This window comes from Candidatus Thalassolituus haligoni (assembly GCF_041222825.1).
GTDB classification, from domain to species: Bacteria; Pseudomonadota; Gammaproteobacteria; order Pseudomonadales; family Oceanobacteraceae; genus Oceanobacter; species Oceanobacter antarcticus.
The window spans coordinates 2,236,572-2,253,181 of the sequence record NZ_CP139482.1 but is presented as its reverse complement, the minus strand read 5'-3'; the positions used below and the strand labels follow the sequence as shown (position 1 = coordinate 2,253,181).

Below are 16,610 nucleotides of genomic sequence, written 5' to 3'. Positions count from 1 at the left end.
AAATACATGCAAACCCGCAAGCGCGTACAAGGTTTTACCCTGCTCGAAGTGATGGTGGTACTGGCCATCATTGGCAGCATCATGGCACTGGTCGCCACCAACATTATCGGTTCCGCGACGGATGCTCAGGTTAAAACCACCAAGAGCCAGATGAAGCTGATTGAGGGCGCTCTGGATATGTACAAGCTGGACAACTTCACCTACCCAACCACCGAACAAGGCCTGGAGGCATTGGTCAAGAAACCATCCTCTTCGCCGGAACCAAAGAACTACCGGAGCAGTGGTTACCTGAAAGGCAGCAAGGTGCCGACCGATGCCTGGGGTAATGAATTTTTGTATTACCTAGAGAAAGGTCAATACGAAATTGTCTCTCTGGGCGCGGATGGACAAGAAGGCGGTGAAGCAGAATACGCCGATATTTCTTATCCGGAATAATGTCTTACCTGGTGCCGGGCCTTGCCCGGCAAATGGTTCCTTGTTGTGACATCTCCCCGTCAGATCGTGTATCCACTCAGGTTGCGGCGTCAGTCGAGCGGATTTACCCTGCTTGAATTGATGGTTGTGCTGGTGATCATCGGTGGCCTGTTATCGTTGGTGAATCTGAATGCCAGCGACACCCAGATCCAGGATGAAACCGGGCGCTTTGCCACCACGCTGGTGATTGAGATGAATCTTTACCGGGAAGAAGCGGCCTATCGCAATCTTGACCTTGGTCTGGCAATGGATCGGGACGAGTTGATATTGCTGTCGTGGCAAGATGTTCGCCAGCAGGCCAACAAGGGCACTCTGTCAGTTGAAGAACTCAGCGAGATCGCCAAAAATCCCTGGCAGGCTTACTCCAGTGCTTCCCTGGGGGCACCCGAAGTGCCTGAAGGTATGACGATGACACTGGAGGTTGACGATGCCGAAGTCGACTTTGAAGCGTTGCTGGACAACGACAACGGTCCATTACCCGCCTTGCAGTTTCTATCATCCGAAGAATATACCGCGTTTGACCTGACCATCGGTCATGACGCTGACAGTCGCTTTGCCTTTGTCATTCATGGTGATGGATTTAATCCGGTCTGGAAGGAGCTGGTGCGTTATGAGCATTAACTCCAGATCAGGAGCGGGTGGTTTTACGCTGCTGGAAGTAATGATTGCACTGACCATTTTTGCCTCCATCGCCATTGTGATCAGTGGCACCACCAGCCAGGCCGCCAATACGCTGCTGACGCTGGAAAACAAAACGATGGCGTCCTGGGTCGCCGAAAATCGCCTCACCGAGATGCGTCTTAGTCATAGCCTGCCAAAAACAGGCTCCACCCGGGATTCCGTCAAAATGGTCAACCGTGAGTGGATTACTCTGACCAAGGTGGAAAAAACCGATTTTCCCGCTGTCGTGCGCGTGACTGTATCGGTGTCACTGGACAATGACCCTGATTATTCGCTTGTTAACCTCACTACGGTGATGGGTGAGCACGGATGATGCATCGTCCTCTGGGTTTTACCTTGCTGGAAGTGATTGTCGCCGTGGCCATCACGGCCTCAATCAGCGTCGGCTCGGTGCAACTGCTGAATACCATCATTGTGGCACGGGATTCGACGGAAGCACGGTCGGAACAGCTGGTCGCGTTGCAACGCCTGAATGCCGTTGTCAGTCGTGATGTCGAGCAATTCATCAATCGGCCTATTCTTGATGAGTACGGCGATGAGCAATCATCGCTGCGGCTCGAAGATGGCGATTACCTGCTGGAGCTGACCCGCACCGGCTGGCGCAATCGGCCCGGGATAGAAAATCCTCGCTCGGAATTACAGCGTATTGCCTACCGGCTGGAAAGCATCGACAGCGATACCTGTGAGGCGGCCAGGCGTCGACTCGCTGGTTGGGGAATAGAAGAACCTGAGGGTGATTGTCTGGTGCGTTATGTCTGGCCGGTACTGGATCGTGGTTACGACAGCGAGCCAAGAAGTATGGTGGTACTGGATCAGATAGATGGACTGCAAATATCCTTGCTGGCCGATACCATCAGTAGTGATGGCGAACGCACTGGCTCGGAGTGGTACAGCAGCTGGCCGGTATTGCAGAGCAGTAATGAATCCGTCATCCCACAAGGTCTGCGCTGGGAAATGACCTTGCCGGTGATTGGTGATGCAACGCGACTCTGGGTCCTTCCCCATGATGGCGAGGATCTCTGATGCGCCGCCAACAAACCGGAATAGCCTTGCTGATTGTGCTGCTGATTTTTGCCGTAGTCAGCGTTTTGGCAACGGTGCTGATTGAGCGCCAGTCGCGGGATATACAGCGTGCCACGGCGCAACTGGCACGACAGCAAGCGCGGGTGCTGTTGCAAGGCGTCGACAGCGTTGTCCGTAGTGGCCTGTATCTGGATTGGGAGAATGACCCGGATATCGACCATGGGCTGGAAGATTGGGCTATTGATCGTACCTTCCCGATGGATAACGGTCTGGTGTTTGTTCGTATTGCCGATGCCCAGGGTAAATTCAATCTCAACTGGTTGGCACCGGCTGCTAACAATCATACCGTGTGGCAACAGCGCTTTTATAATCTGCTGAATGAACTGGGGCTGGATGTTGATATCGCCGGGCGACTGGCTAACTGGATGGACGCCGACAGCCAGGTCGAGAACGATTATCTCAGCCTGGAGCCGTCCTATCGGCCAGCCTACCATACGTGCAAACATACCTCGGATCTGATGTTGCTCGAAGGCGTCGATCTCGATACCTATACTGCCCTGGAACCCTATGTGGTGTGCCTGCCGGTGACCACCCAGCTCAATATCAATACCGCGTCGGAGCTGGTGATGTCCGCACTGGATGCGAACTTCTCCATTGCCGATGCACAAGCGGTTGTTACCGCTCGTGGTGATAGCGGCCTGGCCAGTGTCAGTGATTTTATGGCGCTGGATGCCGTCAAAGGTTTTGCTTCAGGTGAAGACAACAGCACAACAGACAATACTGACGACTCTGACAATCAAAACAGCAGTACAAGCTCATCCAGCACCGCCAAAAACAAATGGTCAGCGGATGATTTCACCATCAAGACAGAATATTTTGAAGTGTTTGGTCGGGTAGATATAGGCACCTCCGGCGACTGGTCTGGCACCTGTGAATTCCTGCTGAAACGGGATGCCGGTAATGGCAACTTCAGCACCCTGTATCGCGACTATTCCCGTCGGGAGGCAAGACGTTTACCAGAGTTGCCCAACCAGAACGTATTGACCAATTAAACCTAAGCGTAAGTGATATGCAGCGAGAAACAGCATGAACACAATCAAAGTGAGCTGGCACGGGCGTGACGCCCAGTGGCTGGTGACGGATATCAGCAGCAATGCCGGCCCGGCTCGCAGCCTTGAAAGCTGGGCTGCAGAACAGCCCGAGCTGACCCAGATACGCATGGTGCTGTCGGCCGCCAATTACAGCTGTCACTGGATCGAGCTGCCAGGTGTATCTGGCCGACATCTGGCGCGGGCCTTACCTTTTGCGTTGGAAGAAAACCTGATCAACGACATCAGTGAATACCTCATCGTTCCAGCTGGCAAGATAGGAATCCGGGCACGGGCCTACGTAGCCTCCTGCGATCTGGTCGAACGCTTGCTGGAGCAAGCCGAACATTTACACCTCAGCGTGCGCGAGCTGATACCGGAAACCCAGCTGTTACCGGAAGCACCCACGGCGGTCTGGCAGGATCAGGGCTGGCTGGTAAAGTTGCCTGGTGTGTTTGAAGGTTGGGTGAATGAATTTGCCATGATGCCGGTGCTGGAATCGGTACTGGAAAACCAGCACGATCTGGGCATACTGACCATTCATACGGCGGGTCTTGATCAAGCCAATCTGCTGCGCACCACCATTGAAACCGGGTTTGCCGATGCCTTTGAGCGCATTGATATTTCCTCCGCCGCCAGTGAATCACCGCTGTCGTTAACCGCCAATACGCGCATGGTTAATATGCTGGTTGGCCCGTTTCAGATTCGCCAGACGCAGGAAGACAATCCGCGCTCCTGGTGGCGACCATTGGCAGCCATGACCGCAGCCTGCCTGGTGATCGCAGCTGCGACGCTGTTTGTTCAGAATCAACACCTGAGCAGTCAGGGACAGTATGTTTATCAACAAAGCCTGTCACTCTATAAACAACTGTTTCCCGGCGTTCGGGTGCGGGCGCTGGAGAGGGAGTTTCGCGGCAAGTTGGCGGAAGGGAATGGTAACTCCAGTCATGGCTTCGCTTATCTGATTAATGTCACTGCCAGTGCCTTTCAGGCAGTCAATATCAAAACCATCAAACTGGACTCAGCACGTTATAACGAGCGGCAGCAAGAGCTGGTTATCGAGGTTCAGGCCAGTAATCTCAACGATTTACAGACCTTGCGACAAGCCTTGTCCGAGCGAGGTCTGAGTGCTGAAGTGGCATCGGCCAGCAACGAGAACAACCTGGTTAAAGGTCGCCTGAAAATAGGAGAGTCGGCATGAGTTCATTGCTTGAGCTGCGCCAGCGCCTGACTGCCATTCCGCAGGTTCAGAGTGCAACAAACTGGTATGGCGCATTACCACCGCGCGACCGTCTGGTGGTTCGCGTTCTTGCCTGGCTGTTGGCTGCCGCACTGGTCTATATACTGGTGCTTGCCCCCTTGATACGGGAAAACCACATGGTGCAGCGGGATCTGACCAAAAAACTGGAAGTCTACAATTTGATTGCGGAAAACGCAGGCAAGTTTGGCGGGGCATCGCTCGATAAAACATCAGGGCCAATTCTGCCATTGGTGACACAGGCCGCACGCAGCGGCAATATCAAGCTGGATCGGTACGAGCAGGATGGCAACGGCGTGCGTATCTGGATCGACAAAATCGAATTTGATGTATTTATCGCCTGGGTTGAATCCTTGCAAATTCGTCACAGCATCCGGGTTAGCCAGATCACCGTCGATGCAGCCGAGATGCCTGGTCGGGTTGATGTGCGGGCTACGTTGGCGAGTGACTGACGACGCTGCCGGATCGCTTGACAAAGAATGGCTACCAATTGATAGCTTATAGCTATAACAATTTCGCAATTGACCCGAAACAAGCTAGCATGTGGCCCAGATTCCATTGCAGAGTGGCAGCCCGAACTATACTGCTTCGGGTGTCGACTGCAGTTATTTGACTGGCTCCCCGAAGCGGCTGGTCACTCACGGAGAACCCTTATGTCGTTTGATTTTGATTTGCTGGTGATAGGTGCCGGTTCCGGTGGCGTGCGTGCCTCACGTATGGCCGCTGCCAAAGGAGCAAAAGCTGCCGTGGTGGAGAACCGTTACCTAGGTGGCACCTGCGTTAACGTCGGCTGTGTCCCCAAAAAGCTGTTTGTCTATGCCTCGGAATACGCCGAAAAATTTGCCGAAGCAAAAGGGTTCGGTATTGACGGAGAATTAAAAAGTTTCGACTGGCCGACCCTGCGTGACAACAAAACCCGTGAGATAGAACGTCTGAACGGCATCTACGGCACGATGCTGGGTAACGCTGGTGTCACCACAATTAACGGCACCGCCAGCATCAAAGATGTCCACACCGTTACCGTCGAAGGTAAGGATTACAGCGCCGAGCGCATTCTGATCGCCACTGGTGGCTGGCCTTTCAAGCCGGATGTTCCCGGAGCAGATCTGGCCATCACTTCCAACGAAGCCTTTTTTCTCGAAACCTTCCCACAACGCGTTGTCGTCGTCGGTGGGGGCTATATCGCCGTGGAGTTCGCCGGTATTTTTAATGGCCTTGGTGCTGAGACAGACTTGCTGTATCGCGGCGAACAAATTTTGCGAGGTTTTGATTCCGGCGTACAGGCCTTTGCCGCCGAGCAGATTGCCAATAAAGGGATTCGTATTCAGACCCACGCCGACATCGAGGCAATCAGCAAGAATGAGCAGGGAGAACTTGTCTGCAAACTGAACAATGGCGACACCTTGATCACTGACTGTGTGATGTACGCAACCGGTCGGCGGCCGATGACCGATGGCCTGAACCTGGCAGCCCTGGGGGTTGAAACCCGCCAGGACGGTACTATTGTTGCGGATGATTTTTTCCGTACATCGGTGCCAAGTATTTACGCACTGGGTGATGTGATTGGAACGCCCGCATTAACGCCAGTAGCACTGGCTCAAGGGATGAAGTTTGTTGGTCAGCAGTTTGACAATGATACCCAGCCTCTGTCGTACGACAACATCGCCACCGCTGTTTTTTGTCAGCCCAATATTGCTACGGTAGGTCTGACCGAAGACGCTGCTGCCGAGCAGTTTGCCGGTGATCTGAGTGTGTACGAATCCAGCTTTCGTCCGATGAAACATACCATCAGCGGCATGCCGGAGCGTTCTTACATGAAGTTGCTGGTGCAAACCAGCACAGACAAGGTACTGGGTGTGCATATGGTAGGTGCGGATGCGGGTGAAATCATGCAGGGCCTGGCGGTTGCCATCAACGCCGGTGCTACCAAGGCCGTGTTTGACAGCACCATCGGCATCCATCCAACGGCAGCGGAGGAGTTTGTTACCATGCGGTCGAGGGCACGTTAACCTGTCGTAGGGACCGGCACCGTCCGTGTCCGTAAACCGGCACCGTCCGTGTCCGTAAACCGGCACCGTCCGTGTCCGTAAACGGGAAATCCTAAACAAAACCCCGAATTCCTCCATAGCAAATAAGAATCATTCGCATATATGGCCGATTACCTTTTAGGGTGTTACAGCAGACTGACAAGTTTTGGCTTGGTGATATTTAGATGTTTATGCTGGTATCGAAGCGCGGGATAATTTCGGTTAGTACTAGAGTCCCATCAGGCCGACGGCGTAAGGCAGTTATTGAAAGATTGTGGCCAAATCTTTCCTTACTCCAACGACCGTTTCGAATAGCTGCAAACTTAGCTTTGCCGCTAGTGCGTTTTTTTTGAAACGTCGTTTGGTTGGGTTATTCTAAAGATTCTTTGATGTTCATCCGGCAACCGGCGAAAAGCTGACCATGCGTTTTTTGAATCGTCCAAATAGCCCAAGGGTAGTTTCGTAGGCTTCTGCCAAGCTGGTAAAGGGAAGAGGAGTATTGCCATCGTCTGGGTCACCTAGCGCTAAAGATGTTAGATCAGACAAGTTTTCAATATGTTCCGTGGTGTCTTGCGGGACTGCAGTAAAACCTTCTTCTGCAGTGGAGTCCGGCGCTATGCTCTCCTCCATCATCTTTATCGAGACCGCAGTGGACGATGGGATATCCTCGGCGATACGGTGCGCAAATTCCATTAATTTAGGTTCGGCGGGCATGAGGAGCAGTGCGTCTTCATGTGCATTATTTTGCACTCTCAAAATTCTCCCCAGAACTTGTCGAAAATACAATTCCGTCTTGACTCTAGTAAGGTGACAGCACACCTGTAAACGCGGAATATCAGTCCCTTCGCTAATCATTCCTACCGAAACAATCCATTTGGTGTTCGCATTACGAAATTGTTGAATTGCCTGCTGGGAGTCTTCATGCATGTAGGTAACTATGGCCGGAATCTCTCCACAGATGTTTTCTAAAATTGTAGCGATGAGCATGGCATGCTCTACTGAAGCCGCCACAATAAGTCCACCCGCGTTGGGATTGGACTTCCTAATTGAGCTTAGGCTTTTCTGACTAAGTTCTATTAAGTATTGAATGAGCGTTCTGTTTTCAAGAAGTTGCTGGTAGGTGCAATGCGAGCTCTTTAGGAGATCATTAATCGAACGATACACATCCTCCTTGCCTTCGCATTTCACGGAAATTTTTTCATTGTCAATGCCGGTAATTCTAGGAGTGCGGCACACGCCATCCTTGATTGCTTGCGCCAAGCCGTAGGTATAGTCGCAATGGACCGTTCCTTCATGACATTAGGACGTCAATGCAATAGGGATGCGATCCGAACGCCATGGAGTGCCCGTCAGCGCAAGACTATATGTCGCATTACCTTGAATATGCTGGATGATTTTTTGGCCCCAGGCATTGGCGTTACCGAGATGATCGCCTGCGCAGTGGTGTATTTCATCAAATATCACCAGCGTACGGTGCGACGTCAGTAGTGACCAGAACGTTTGGTCGAGGTTGAGCATGGATTGATAGGTCAGCACATGGCCTTTCGCTCCCAACAGTCCATCCAATCGATATCCGAGAACGCCCTCCAATGTGGCCTGAAAGGAGCTGGAAACATTGATGGAAGGGGAGAAGCAGAACACTAGATCAATCTCACCACTATTCAGTAGTTTTTTCGCAACGGTAGACGCCATGAAAGTTTTACCTGCACCAGGCGTGGCCAGACAGAGAAAGTGGGCTTGACCATTACGGTGCCGAGATAAACAGCGTGACACAGCTTCACGCTGCCAACGTCTTAACTTCATAAGGGGTTACCGCAAATTGTTCGATGAGAGAAGACTTTCCAATGCCTTGATTTTTCCGAGGAGCAGGGCGCTACGTTCCCTTGCCTCAGCATAAAGAGACTGTGCTTCTTCGCTGAATTCAGGCAATTCTTTACAAAGAGATTCGTATTCCTCTGCCTCGCCCAATGCACACAACATGTCGGATCGGTGCTTGCTGAGTCTCTCACGTAATGCCGCGACAGGTTTTTTGGGCGGAATCTCTTTGGGTTTTGCTTTTGCTAGTGCTTTTACTGGCGGGGCAGCTTTGGGTGGCAAAGTAGAGAGTGCACTGGCCGGCTTCTTTATACTGGAATACTGAGATCTAAACTTTTGAGTAAGCTGGTATTTAGGCCAACCACCATCGTCTGGCAATTTCTCCATTAGTCCCGCTTTCATCAAACGCACCATATTTCGATAGACAAACTGTCTCGCCGGCTTCTTACTTTTGTGCGGACTTTCTGGGCGATCCAGATAGTATGTCGTCAACACCGCTACCGTGAAGGAGTCTCCTTGTAGCTCGGTGAGCGCATGAAGGAGTTCGGGTTTTATCTGAATCGTACTCATGAGGTATTTTGTCGCGTGTTTTGTCTCGAATTTCGCGACATTCTACATTGTCTCTATCATCGAGACAATGAAACCGTCCTCCTACTCACCTCATTACGATAAACTGCGCGCTTGGATGAAGCAAAAGCGTGAGGAGAGCGGTTTGTCCTTAAGAGCGGTCTCCGAGGAATTAGGCCGTCATCATTCTGTGATCGGGAAGATGGAGCAGGATCGCCGCAAGATCGAGCTTTTAGAATTTGTAGAGTACTGTCGTGTCATCGGTGCCGATCCCCATGAAGGACTTGACGTAATGCTCTCAAAAATCCGCTGAAAACGGAGCTTCACTTTCCATGCACAGTTACAGCGTGCTAGGCGCAGTTAGACCTAGCCAAATCAATCCAATGACTATGTGTATCTAATCCCCTCATTCGCTCCCTTCCCGGACCTCAGAGCACAATCATACTGAATCGCCCGGTTTTGATTTGGGTCAAGCTCTCAAGTGTAGGTTTGAACCATTATGCAATTGGGTTATCCTATGTAGAGATTGATCTTAATTTGGGTTGATGTGTGACTTCAAAATATACCAACAAAAGGCGCCTTCTTTGGGTGTTCATCGCGCTACTGGCCTATTCGGTACAGTCGTTAGCGTTTGTCGGTACCATGGATAATCCAGCATCTGCTCCTGCTGACCAAATGATGAGCGGGTGTCATGGTGACCACGATAAGTCGGTCAAACCCCACAGTGATAATACCCCTGCAGATTGTTGTGAGGATGGCTGTACTATGATGGGCTGTCACACCGCCAGCGCACTAGTCGGCAGCCTGAACACTCCTGTATTTAACGTGCGTCAAATGCAAAGTCAGAATGTTAACTTGGGTTTAGTCGCAAAACTATCCAGCTCCCTCTATCGTCCCCCAATTCTCCGCTAACACAGGATTAGTCCGTCTAAAGTCGGACCGTTAGCGGGGGCATTTGCCCTCAAAAATTTCATGCTCCGATTAATGGAGCCGAATATCGAGGGTATTCTCGTGAATCTTTTAACCAAAAGTCTAATTCTATTTGTTTTTGCCGTATTGGCTGCCTGTTCTGCGTCTGAGGCGCCAAAGGCGCAGGAAGGAATTGCGCTTGAAGTCTTCAAAAGTCCAACCTGTGGGTGTTGTGGTAAGTGGGTCACTCATCTTGAGGAATCGGGCTTTAACACCACCGTTCGAAATCAAAACTCGCTTGATAGCATTAAGAAAAAGCTGGGTGTTCCCGCCAATATGCAATCTTGCCATACCGGAGTGAGTGCGGATGGCTACTTTTTTGAAGGGCATATTCCTGCAAAGTTTGTTACGGCTTTTTTAGCTAACCCGCCGGAAAACGCCGCTGGATTGACCGTGCCAGGAATGCCAACCGGAAGTCCGGGAATGGAAATGGGCGATCGTTTTAAACCATACAGTGTGATTCTGGTGAAAAAGGACGGTACTACCGAGGTATATGCCGAAGTCGCGTCCCTTGAGGAGCAACATCAATGATCGGCAATTCACAATACAAAATACGCCCTTTGTGCGTGGCGCTCGCGCTAGTTTGGAGCGGCATTTCAGTCGATTTGCATGCTGAGCAATACAGTTTGCTGGAGGCCATCGAAAAAGCACAAACACAGGACCCATGGCTCGATGGGAGCCGGTTTCGTGAGGAAAGCTTAGAGTCTTTGAGTATTAGTGCGGGCACACTTCCCGATCCGACGGTCAGTCTCGGGATTGCTAATTTACCTATCGATAGCTTCGATTTTGCACAGGAAGGAATGACGCAGTTTAAGGTGGGTGTTAGCCAAATGTTTCCGCGGGGCAAGACACTGGCCCTGCGCCAGGAAAAGTTAGAAAAAATGAGCCAAATGCAGCCGCTTGTTCGGGAGGATAGAAGGGCACAAGTGTCGGTGACAGTGGCTCAGCTTTGGCTGGAGGTGTATCGCAGTCAAAAGACCATCGCATTAATAGAGCAAGATCGAAGCTTGTTCGAGCATCTTGTCGATGTGGCGCAGTCAAGTTACACCACGGCATCTGGACGAACTCGGCAGCAAGATCTGATTCGGGCGCAGCTTGAATTGACCCGTTTGGAAGACCGTTTGACGGTGCTGCGACAGCGACGGGAATCGCAATTGGCACAATTGGGGGAGTGGTTGGCAGATTCCAGCTATGAACTGGATATCGAAATGCCGAGCAATTTGGGAGCTGGACATCTCAACGATCCCCTGATTAATGAAATTGAGACAGACATAAGGACTCAGAAACTCGCACAAATATTGATGGCACACCCAAAGATTCGAAGTGTTGACCAGAAAATCAGCGCCGAAGAATCGGGAGTGAAACTGGCGAAGCAAAGCTATAAGCCACAATGGGGAATCAATGCTAGCTATGGGTATCGTGATGCCGATCCAATGGGTAATGATCGAGCCGATTTTTTCTCTGTTGGGGTGAGTTTGGATGTACCGCTATTCACCGGTAAGCGTCAAGACAAACAAGTGCAAGCGGCAGTCGCAGAGCGCGAAGCTATTAAAACCGAACGTACCTTGGTGCTACGTCAATTGCGTTCAGGCTTTGAAGCGGCCGAAAGTCAGTACCGCCGCTTACTCGATCGACGAGAACTCTACCGCTCACGGCTTTTGATTGAAATGTCTGAGCAGGCGGAGGCCTCATTGACAGCCTACACCCACGACGACGGTGATTTTGCCGAAGTGGTTCGTGCACGTATTGCTGAACTCAACGCGCGTATTGAGGCACTGAATGTCGAGGTCGACATTCACAAAATCGTTGCGCAGCTGAACTACTTCCTGAATCCCTCCCACAACAAAAATAGCGCAGTACTGACCGATGTGTCCAGTGCTTCTGGAGAGCTAATTGACCATGAATAACTCAAAAAAACTCACTCCCATTTCTATCGCGGCAGCAATTGGAGGCCTCGTCGCAGGTATTGTACTTACGTTGATATTTGCAGGAGGAGGAGAAACCAATAGCGGGAAATCCGCCTCAACGGAAAAACAACCACTGTATTGGGTGGCCCCAATGGACCCCAATTACCGCCGAGATAAACCTGGTAAATCGCCCATGGGCATGGACCTAATTCCCGTCTACGAAGGTGGTGAAAAGGCGAATGACGAAGGGCCCGGTACGATCAGCATTTCACCTGATGTCATCAATAATCTCGGTGTGCGGACTGGGCTGGTCGAGCGCAAGCCTCTGCACAGTGAAATCGTCACAGTAGGGTACGTCAAGTATGACGAAGATCAGCTGGTTCATATTCATCCTCGCGTTTCCGGTTGGGTTGAGAAGCTTTACGTGAAAGCGGCGGGGGACCGAGTCGACTTGGGTGCGCCACTGTATGCACTTTACTCTCCTGAATTGGTGAATGCGCAAGAGGAGTTAATGCTCGCCTTAAACCGTAAAAATTCGCGTTTAGTTCAGGCCTCAGAAGATCGTTTGAAAGCCTTACAAATACCGCCGGCGTTTATTCAGCAACTTAAGCGTACTCTCGCGATTCAACAAACAGTAACTTTCTATGCACCACAAAAAGGGGTAGTTGATAACCTTAATATCCGAGAAGGTTTTTTTGTTCAGCCGGGCACGACCATGCTGAGCATTGGAGCGCTCGACCAAGTGTGGGTTGAGGCGGAAATTTTCGAGCGTCAAGCCTCGCTTGTGAGTGTCGGCGACCCCGTCACGATGACCCTGGATTATCTACCGGGTAAGACCTGGACAGGACGCGTCGATTATATATACCCAACACTAGACAGTAAGACCCGCACAGTGAGATTGCGCCTGCGTTTCGACAATCCAGATGAAGCGCTTAAACCGAATATGTTTGCCCAAGTTTCGGTGCATGCAGATAGCTCCGAGCCGCTGTTGGTCATTCCTCGTGAAGCGCTGATACGTACTGGGAGCCAGGATCGCGTCGTACTCGCACTTGGAGAAGGCAGTTTTAAATCGGTTGCCGTGAAGGTCGGTCGGCAGGACCAATCCATTGCTGAAATACTCGATGGCCTTAAAGAAGGTGAAAAAGTCGTGACGTCGGCGCAGTTTCTCTTAGATTCTGAATCCAGCAAAACCTCGGATTTCAAACGTATGCATCATGGCGATGACAAGCCAAGTTCGGTGTGGGTCCCAGGCGAAATCCAAAGTCTTATGCTCAATCATCGAATGGTTACAGTCACCCACGAAGCCATTGATGCCTGGGAGTGGCCAGTTATGACCATGGATTTTCAGGTGAATCCTAAAGTGGATATCGAGGCTTTATCCCCTGGAACACGTTTACATATGGAAATTACCAAGTTGGACAGTGGTCAGTACGAAATAACGGGAACACATATTATGTCTTCTGCATCCGAAAAGGATGATGCTTCGAAAGCAGCCGATCACTCCACGAAGGGTCACAGTCAAATGAATCATACGGAAATGAACGATGGTCAAATGAATGAAACAAAGGCAACTAGCAGTCAAACGGATAATGGCGAGATTGATCATTCTCAAATGGACCATAGTCAGATGGATCACTCCAACATGGACCAAGACAACATGAACCACGGAGGGCAATAGATCATGATTGAATCCATTATTCGTTGGTCTGTGGGCAACCGTTTTTTTGTGCTACTCGCTACATTTATTCTTGTCGGTGTTGGACTGTTTTCCTTGAAGCAAACACCGGTGGATGCAATTCCGGATTTAAGTGACGTCCAAGTTATTATTAAAACGTCTTACCCCGGACAAGCACCACAGGTGGTCGAAGATCAAGTGACTTATCCACTGACGACAGCCATGTTGTCAGTGCCTGGCGCGGTTACTGTGCGTGGTTATTCCTTTTTTGGCGACTCATTCGTTTACATCATTTTCGATGAAAAAACGGACCTCTATTGGGCGAGAAGTCGTGTATTGGAATATTTAAGTCAAGTCGCTCCGTCTTTACCTCCTGCCGCTAAGCCACAATTAGGGCCGGATGCAACGGGTGTGGGCTGGGTGTACATTTATTCGCTGATTGATAGAACAGGCAAACATGACCTCAGCCAGTTGCGCAGCTTGCAAGATTGGTTTTTAAAATATGAATTGCAAACCGTGCCAGGCGTATCTGAAGTTGCTGCTATTGGCGGAATGGTTAAGCAATACCAAGTGACCGTGAACCCAGAAAAGCTGCGCGCGTTTGATATTCCACTATCGCATATTCAAATGGCCATTAAGCGCGCGAATCAGGAAGTAGGGGCTTCTGTAGTAGAAATGGCCGAAGCCGAATATATGGTTCGGGCGACCGGCTATATTCAGAGTGAAGAGGACCTTAGGAATATCCCGCTGGGTGTTAATGAAAACGGTACGCCTTTGCTATTAAAAGATGTTGCGGATATCGGTATCGGCCCACAAATGCGTCGCGGAATTGCCGAGCTCAACGGCGAAGGTGAAACCGTTGGCGGAGTTGTGGTGATGCGCTTTGGCGAAAATGCTCAAACAACCATCGATGGCGTCAAGGCAAAGTTGGAGCAATTAAAACAAGGTCTGCCAGAAGGGGTGGAAATTGTCACCGTATATGATCGTTCGGGATTGATTGATCGTGCAGTGGAAAATCTATGGCACAAGTTACTTGAAGAATTTGTGGTTGTGGCGTTGGTCTGCATGGTGTTTTTGTTTCATATTCGCTCATCTTTAGTGGCTATTTTCAGTTTGCCCGTCGGCATACTAACAGCATTTATGATCATGCACGCGCAAGGCATAAACGCCAACATTATGTCCCTAGGAGGTATCGCGATTGCGATTGGAGCGATGATCGATGGTGCTATCGTCATGATTGAAAATATGCACAAACATATGGAAAAAACACCACTGACAAACGAAAACCGCTGGCAAATTGTGGCTGAATCCGCGTCAGAAGTCGGGCCCGCTTTATTTTTTAGTTTGCTCATTATTACGGTGAGTTTTGTCCCAGTGTTTACGCTGGAGGCCCAAGAAGGTCGGATGTTTAGTCCGCTGGCATTTACCAAGACTTATGCCATGGCGGCGTCGGCTGCACTCGCAATCACTTTGGTCCCTGTTCTCATGGGCTACTTTATTCGGGGTCGAGTATTGCCCGAACATAAGAACCCGATAAACCGTTTTCTTACGGCCGTCTATATGCCGGTACTGAAAAAGGTGCTCACTTTTCCGAAAATGACGCTGGTTATCGCTGTATTGCTCCTTTCTACAGTGATGTGGCCGCTCGGAAAGATCGGCAGTGAATTTATCCCGCCATTGGATGAGGGGGATTTGATGTACATGCCCACCACTTACCCCGGTATTTCAATTGGTAAAGCCCGAGAGCTGTTGCAGCAAACCGACAAATTAATCGCGAGCGTGCCGGAAGTTAAAACTGTATTTGGGAAAATAGGGCGAGCAGATTCCGCTACTGATCCCGCTCCACTAACGATGATTGAAACGTTCATACAACTAAAGCCACAAAGTGAATGGCGCGACGGGGTTACTACCGAATCGTTGAAAAAGGAACTTGATGCTCTAGTAAAACTACCCGGTGTTACAAACGCTTGGGTAATGCCCATTAAAACCCGCATTGACATGCTGGCAACCGGGATTAAAACCCCCGTGGGGATAAAAATCGCCGGTCCGAATTTATCGGTTATCCAAGATATCGGCAAGCAGTTAGAGGTGATACTCAAAGATGTAGAAGGCACAGCGTCGGTGTACTCTGAGCGTGTTGCTGGCGGACGATATCTTAATGTGGATATTGATCGCGCTAAAGCGGCTCGTTATGGTTTGAATATCGCTGATGTGCAAGAAGTTATTGCATCCGCTATTGGTGGAATGAACGTTACCCAAACGGTAGAAGGGCTTGAACGCTATCCAGTCAATATACGGTACCCCCAGTCCTATCGGGATTCTCCACAGCAACTTGCTTTGCTTCCTATTGTCACCGCCCGAGGTGAGAGGATTGCCTTGGGTGATGTTGCTGATGTCATCATTGCCGACGGACCTCCAGGAATTAAAAGTGAAAATGCCCGGATCAATGGGTGGACATTCGTTGATATTGACGGCATCGATGTCGGCACTTACGTGGTAAATGCACAAAAAATCGTAGCAGAACAACTTGATTTGCCAGCGGGGTATTCAGTGGGTTGGTCGGGTCAATTTGAATATATGGAAAGAGCCAAAGAAAAATTAAATTACGTTATTCCTTTGACGTTGGCCATTATTGCCATTTTGCTGTTTATAAACTTCCGAAGTTTTATTGAGGTCGCAATTTTAATGGGCACCTTACCCTTTGCATTGATTGGCAGTATTTGGCTTATGTACTGGCAAAACTTCAACTTTTCTATCGCGGTAGGTGTGGGTTTTATTGCACTGGCAGGTGTAGCCGTAGAAATAAGCGTAATCATGTTGGTGTACCTCAATCAAGCTTGGCTTCGTGCTAAAGAACAGTCAGGTAAAGAGACTTTGTCCTTAGATGAGCTGCGTCAGGCTGTTACCGATGGAGCAGGACTTCGTGTTCGACCGGTAATGATGACTGCAGCGGCTGTGATTGTAGGCTTGCTCCCAATTTTATATGGGAGCGGCACAGGTTCAGAAGTAATGAGCCGTATTGCAGCACCGATGGTCGGCGGTATGGTGAGCGCTGTATTTTTAACACTACTAGTTTTGCCCGCAGTTTATTTTATGTGGAAAAAACGTGTCTCGTAACAACCAAGC

Annotated in this window: 16 protein-coding genes; 13 read left to right on the top strand and 3 right to left on the bottom strand. The window is 50.2% G+C overall.

Annotation, left to right across the window (positions count from 1 at the left end; translation table 11 throughout):
- The first annotated feature begins 6 nt into the window (after positions 1 to 6).
- From gspG to gorA, 8 genes are all read left to right on the top strand, one after another.
- Positions 7 to 435 (top strand): type II secretion system major pseudopilin GspG, encoded by a 429-nt coding sequence (gene gspG, locus SOJ49_RS10095; protein ID WP_369854383.1) that lies wholly within the window; start codon positions 7 to 9, stop codon positions 433 to 435.
- Between the two features lie 45 nt (positions 436 to 480).
- Positions 481 to 1,095 (top strand): type II secretion system minor pseudopilin GspH, encoded by a 615-nt coding sequence (gene gspH, locus SOJ49_RS10090; protein WP_369854382.1) that lies wholly within the window; start codon positions 481 to 483, stop codon positions 1,093 to 1,095.
- Positions 1,085 to 1,468: a type II secretion system minor pseudopilin GspI gene (gspI, locus tag SOJ49_RS10085; RefSeq protein WP_369854381.1), complete on the top strand. Its 384-nt coding sequence runs from the start codon at positions 1,085 to 1,087 to the stop codon at positions 1,466 to 1,468. Before gspH ends, gspI begins: the two co-directional genes overlap by 11 nt.
- The gene (gene gspJ, locus SOJ49_RS10080) at positions 1,465 to 2,178 is read left to right on the top strand and encodes a type II secretion system minor pseudopilin GspJ (RefSeq protein WP_369854380.1); all 714 of its coding nucleotides are present in this window, start codon (positions 1,465 to 1,467) and stop codon (positions 2,176 to 2,178) included. The genes gspI and gspJ overlap by 4 nt, the downstream gene beginning before the upstream one ends.
- Positions 2,178 to 3,230 carry a type II secretion system minor pseudopilin GspK gene (gspK, locus tag SOJ49_RS10075; RefSeq protein ID WP_369854379.1) on the top strand — a complete coding sequence of 351 codons (1,053 nt, stop codon included), beginning with the start codon at positions 2,178 to 2,180 and terminating at the stop codon, positions 3,228 to 3,230. Before gspJ ends, gspK begins: the two co-directional genes overlap by 1 nt.
- A 34-nt stretch (positions 3,231 to 3,264) precedes the next feature.
- Positions 3,265 to 4,467, top strand: a complete 1,203-nt coding sequence (gene gspL / locus SOJ49_RS10070) for a type II secretion system protein GspL (protein ID WP_369854378.1) — start codon at positions 3,265 to 3,267, stop codon at positions 4,465 to 4,467.
- Positions 4,464 to 4,976 (top strand): type II secretion system protein GspM, encoded by a 513-nt coding sequence (gspM, locus tag SOJ49_RS10065; RefSeq protein WP_369854377.1) that lies wholly within the window; start codon positions 4,464 to 4,466, stop codon positions 4,974 to 4,976. The genes gspL and gspM overlap by 4 nt, the downstream gene beginning before the upstream one ends.
- 201 nt (positions 4,977 to 5,177) lie before the next feature.
- Positions 5,178 to 6,533, top strand: a complete 1,356-nt coding sequence (gene gorA, locus SOJ49_RS10060) for a glutathione-disulfide reductase (protein WP_369854376.1) — start codon at positions 5,178 to 5,180, stop codon at positions 6,531 to 6,533.
- 411 nt (positions 6,534 to 6,944) lie between these two features.
- On the opposite strand, the gene SOJ49_RS10055 is transcribed toward gorA, so the two are convergent.
- From SOJ49_RS10055 to SOJ49_RS10045, 3 genes are read right to left on the bottom strand one after another with little or no spacing between them, the layout of a single operon-like run.
- Positions 6,945 to 7,811, bottom strand: a complete 867-nt coding sequence (locus SOJ49_RS10055; RefSeq protein WP_197019448.1) for a DEAD/DEAH box helicase — start codon at positions 7,809 to 7,811, stop codon at positions 6,945 to 6,947.
- 39 nt (positions 7,812 to 7,850) lie between these two features.
- Positions 7,851 to 8,354 (bottom strand): DEAD/DEAH box helicase, encoded by a 504-nt coding sequence (locus SOJ49_RS10050; RefSeq protein ID WP_369854375.1) that lies wholly within the window; start codon positions 8,352 to 8,354, stop codon positions 7,851 to 7,853.
- Between the two features lie 6 nt (positions 8,355 to 8,360).
- The gene (locus tag SOJ49_RS10045) at positions 8,361 to 8,936 is read right to left on the bottom strand and encodes a hypothetical protein (protein WP_276783134.1); all 576 of its coding nucleotides are present in this window, start codon (positions 8,934 to 8,936) and stop codon (positions 8,361 to 8,363) included.
- Here SOJ49_RS10045 and SOJ49_RS10040 point away from each other — a divergent pair.
- The 5 genes from SOJ49_RS10040 (at position 8,935) to SOJ49_RS10020 (ending at position 16,601) form a co-directional block, all read left to right on the top strand.
- Positions 8,935 to 9,246: a helix-turn-helix domain-containing protein gene (locus SOJ49_RS10040; RefSeq protein ID WP_369854374.1), complete on the top strand. Its 312-nt coding sequence runs from the start codon at positions 8,935 to 8,937 to the stop codon at positions 9,244 to 9,246. The genes SOJ49_RS10045 and SOJ49_RS10040 overlap by 2 nt on opposite strands.
- Before the next feature lie 698 nt (positions 9,247 to 9,944).
- Positions 9,945 to 10,433: a DUF411 domain-containing protein gene (locus SOJ49_RS10035; RefSeq protein WP_276783133.1), complete on the top strand. Its 489-nt coding sequence runs from the start codon at positions 9,945 to 9,947 to the stop codon at positions 10,431 to 10,433.
- Entirely contained in the window at positions 10,430 to 11,809 is a 1,380-nt protein-coding gene (locus SOJ49_RS10030; protein WP_369854373.1) for a TolC family protein, read from the top strand. Before SOJ49_RS10035 ends, SOJ49_RS10030 begins: the two co-directional genes overlap by 4 nt.
- Positions 11,802 to 13,487, top strand: a complete 1,686-nt coding sequence (locus tag SOJ49_RS10025) for an efflux RND transporter periplasmic adaptor subunit (protein WP_369858058.1) — start codon at positions 11,802 to 11,804, stop codon at positions 13,485 to 13,487. Before SOJ49_RS10030 ends, SOJ49_RS10025 begins: the two co-directional genes overlap by 8 nt.
- A gap of 3 nt (positions 13,488 to 13,490) precedes the next feature.
- On the top strand, positions 13,491 to 16,601 hold the full coding sequence (locus tag SOJ49_RS10020; RefSeq protein WP_015486854.1) for an efflux RND transporter permease subunit: 3,111 nt from the start codon (positions 13,491 to 13,493) through the stop codon (positions 16,599 to 16,601).
- Positions 16,602 to 16,610: the final 9 nt, after the last annotated feature.

What these genes read in the sequence shown, in the direction of transcription:
- gspG (WP_369854383.1), top strand. Translation starts at nt 7, where the DNA reads ATGCAAACCCGCAAGCGCGTACAAGGTTTTACCCTGCTCGAAGTGATG.
- gspI (WP_369854381.1), top strand. Translation starts at nt 1,085, where the DNA reads ATGAGCATTAACTCCAGATCAGGAGCGGGTGGTTTTACGCTGCTGGAA.
- gspJ (WP_369854380.1), top strand. Translation starts at nt 1,465, where the DNA reads ATGATGCATCGTCCTCTGGGTTTTACCTTGCTGGAAGTGATTGTCGCC.
- gspK (WP_369854379.1), top strand. Translation starts at nt 2,178, where the DNA reads ATGCGCCGCCAACAAACCGGAATAGCCTTGCTGATTGTGCTGCTGATT.
- gspL (WP_369854378.1), top strand. Translation starts at nt 3,265, where the DNA reads ATGAACACAATCAAAGTGAGCTGGCACGGGCGTGACGCCCAGTGGCTG.
- gspM (WP_369854377.1), top strand. Translation starts at nt 4,464, where the DNA reads ATGAGTTCATTGCTTGAGCTGCGCCAGCGCCTGACTGCCATTCCGCAG.
- gorA (WP_369854376.1), top strand. Translation starts at nt 5,178, where the DNA reads ATGTCGTTTGATTTTGATTTGCTGGTGATAGGTGCCGGTTCCGGTGGC.
- SOJ49_RS10050 (WP_369854375.1), bottom strand. Translation starts at nt 8,354, where the DNA reads ATGAAGTTAAGACGTTGGCAGCGTGAAGCTGTGTCACGCTGTTTATCT.
- SOJ49_RS10040 (WP_369854374.1), top strand. Translation starts at nt 8,935, where the DNA reads ATGAGGTATTTTGTCGCGTGTTTTGTCTCGAATTTCGCGACATTCTAC.
- SOJ49_RS10045 (WP_276783134.1), bottom strand. Translation starts at nt 8,936, where the DNA reads ATGAGTACGATTCAGATAAAACCCGAACTCCTTCATGCGCTCACCGAG.
- SOJ49_RS10030 (WP_369854373.1), top strand. Translation starts at nt 10,430, where the DNA reads ATGATCGGCAATTCACAATACAAAATACGCCCTTTGTGCGTGGCGCTC.
- SOJ49_RS10025 (WP_369858058.1), top strand. Translation starts at nt 11,802, where the DNA reads ATGAATAACTCAAAAAAACTCACTCCCATTTCTATCGCGGCAGCAATT.
- SOJ49_RS10020 (WP_015486854.1), top strand. Translation starts at nt 13,491, where the DNA reads ATGATTGAATCCATTATTCGTTGGTCTGTGGGCAACCGTTTTTTTGTG.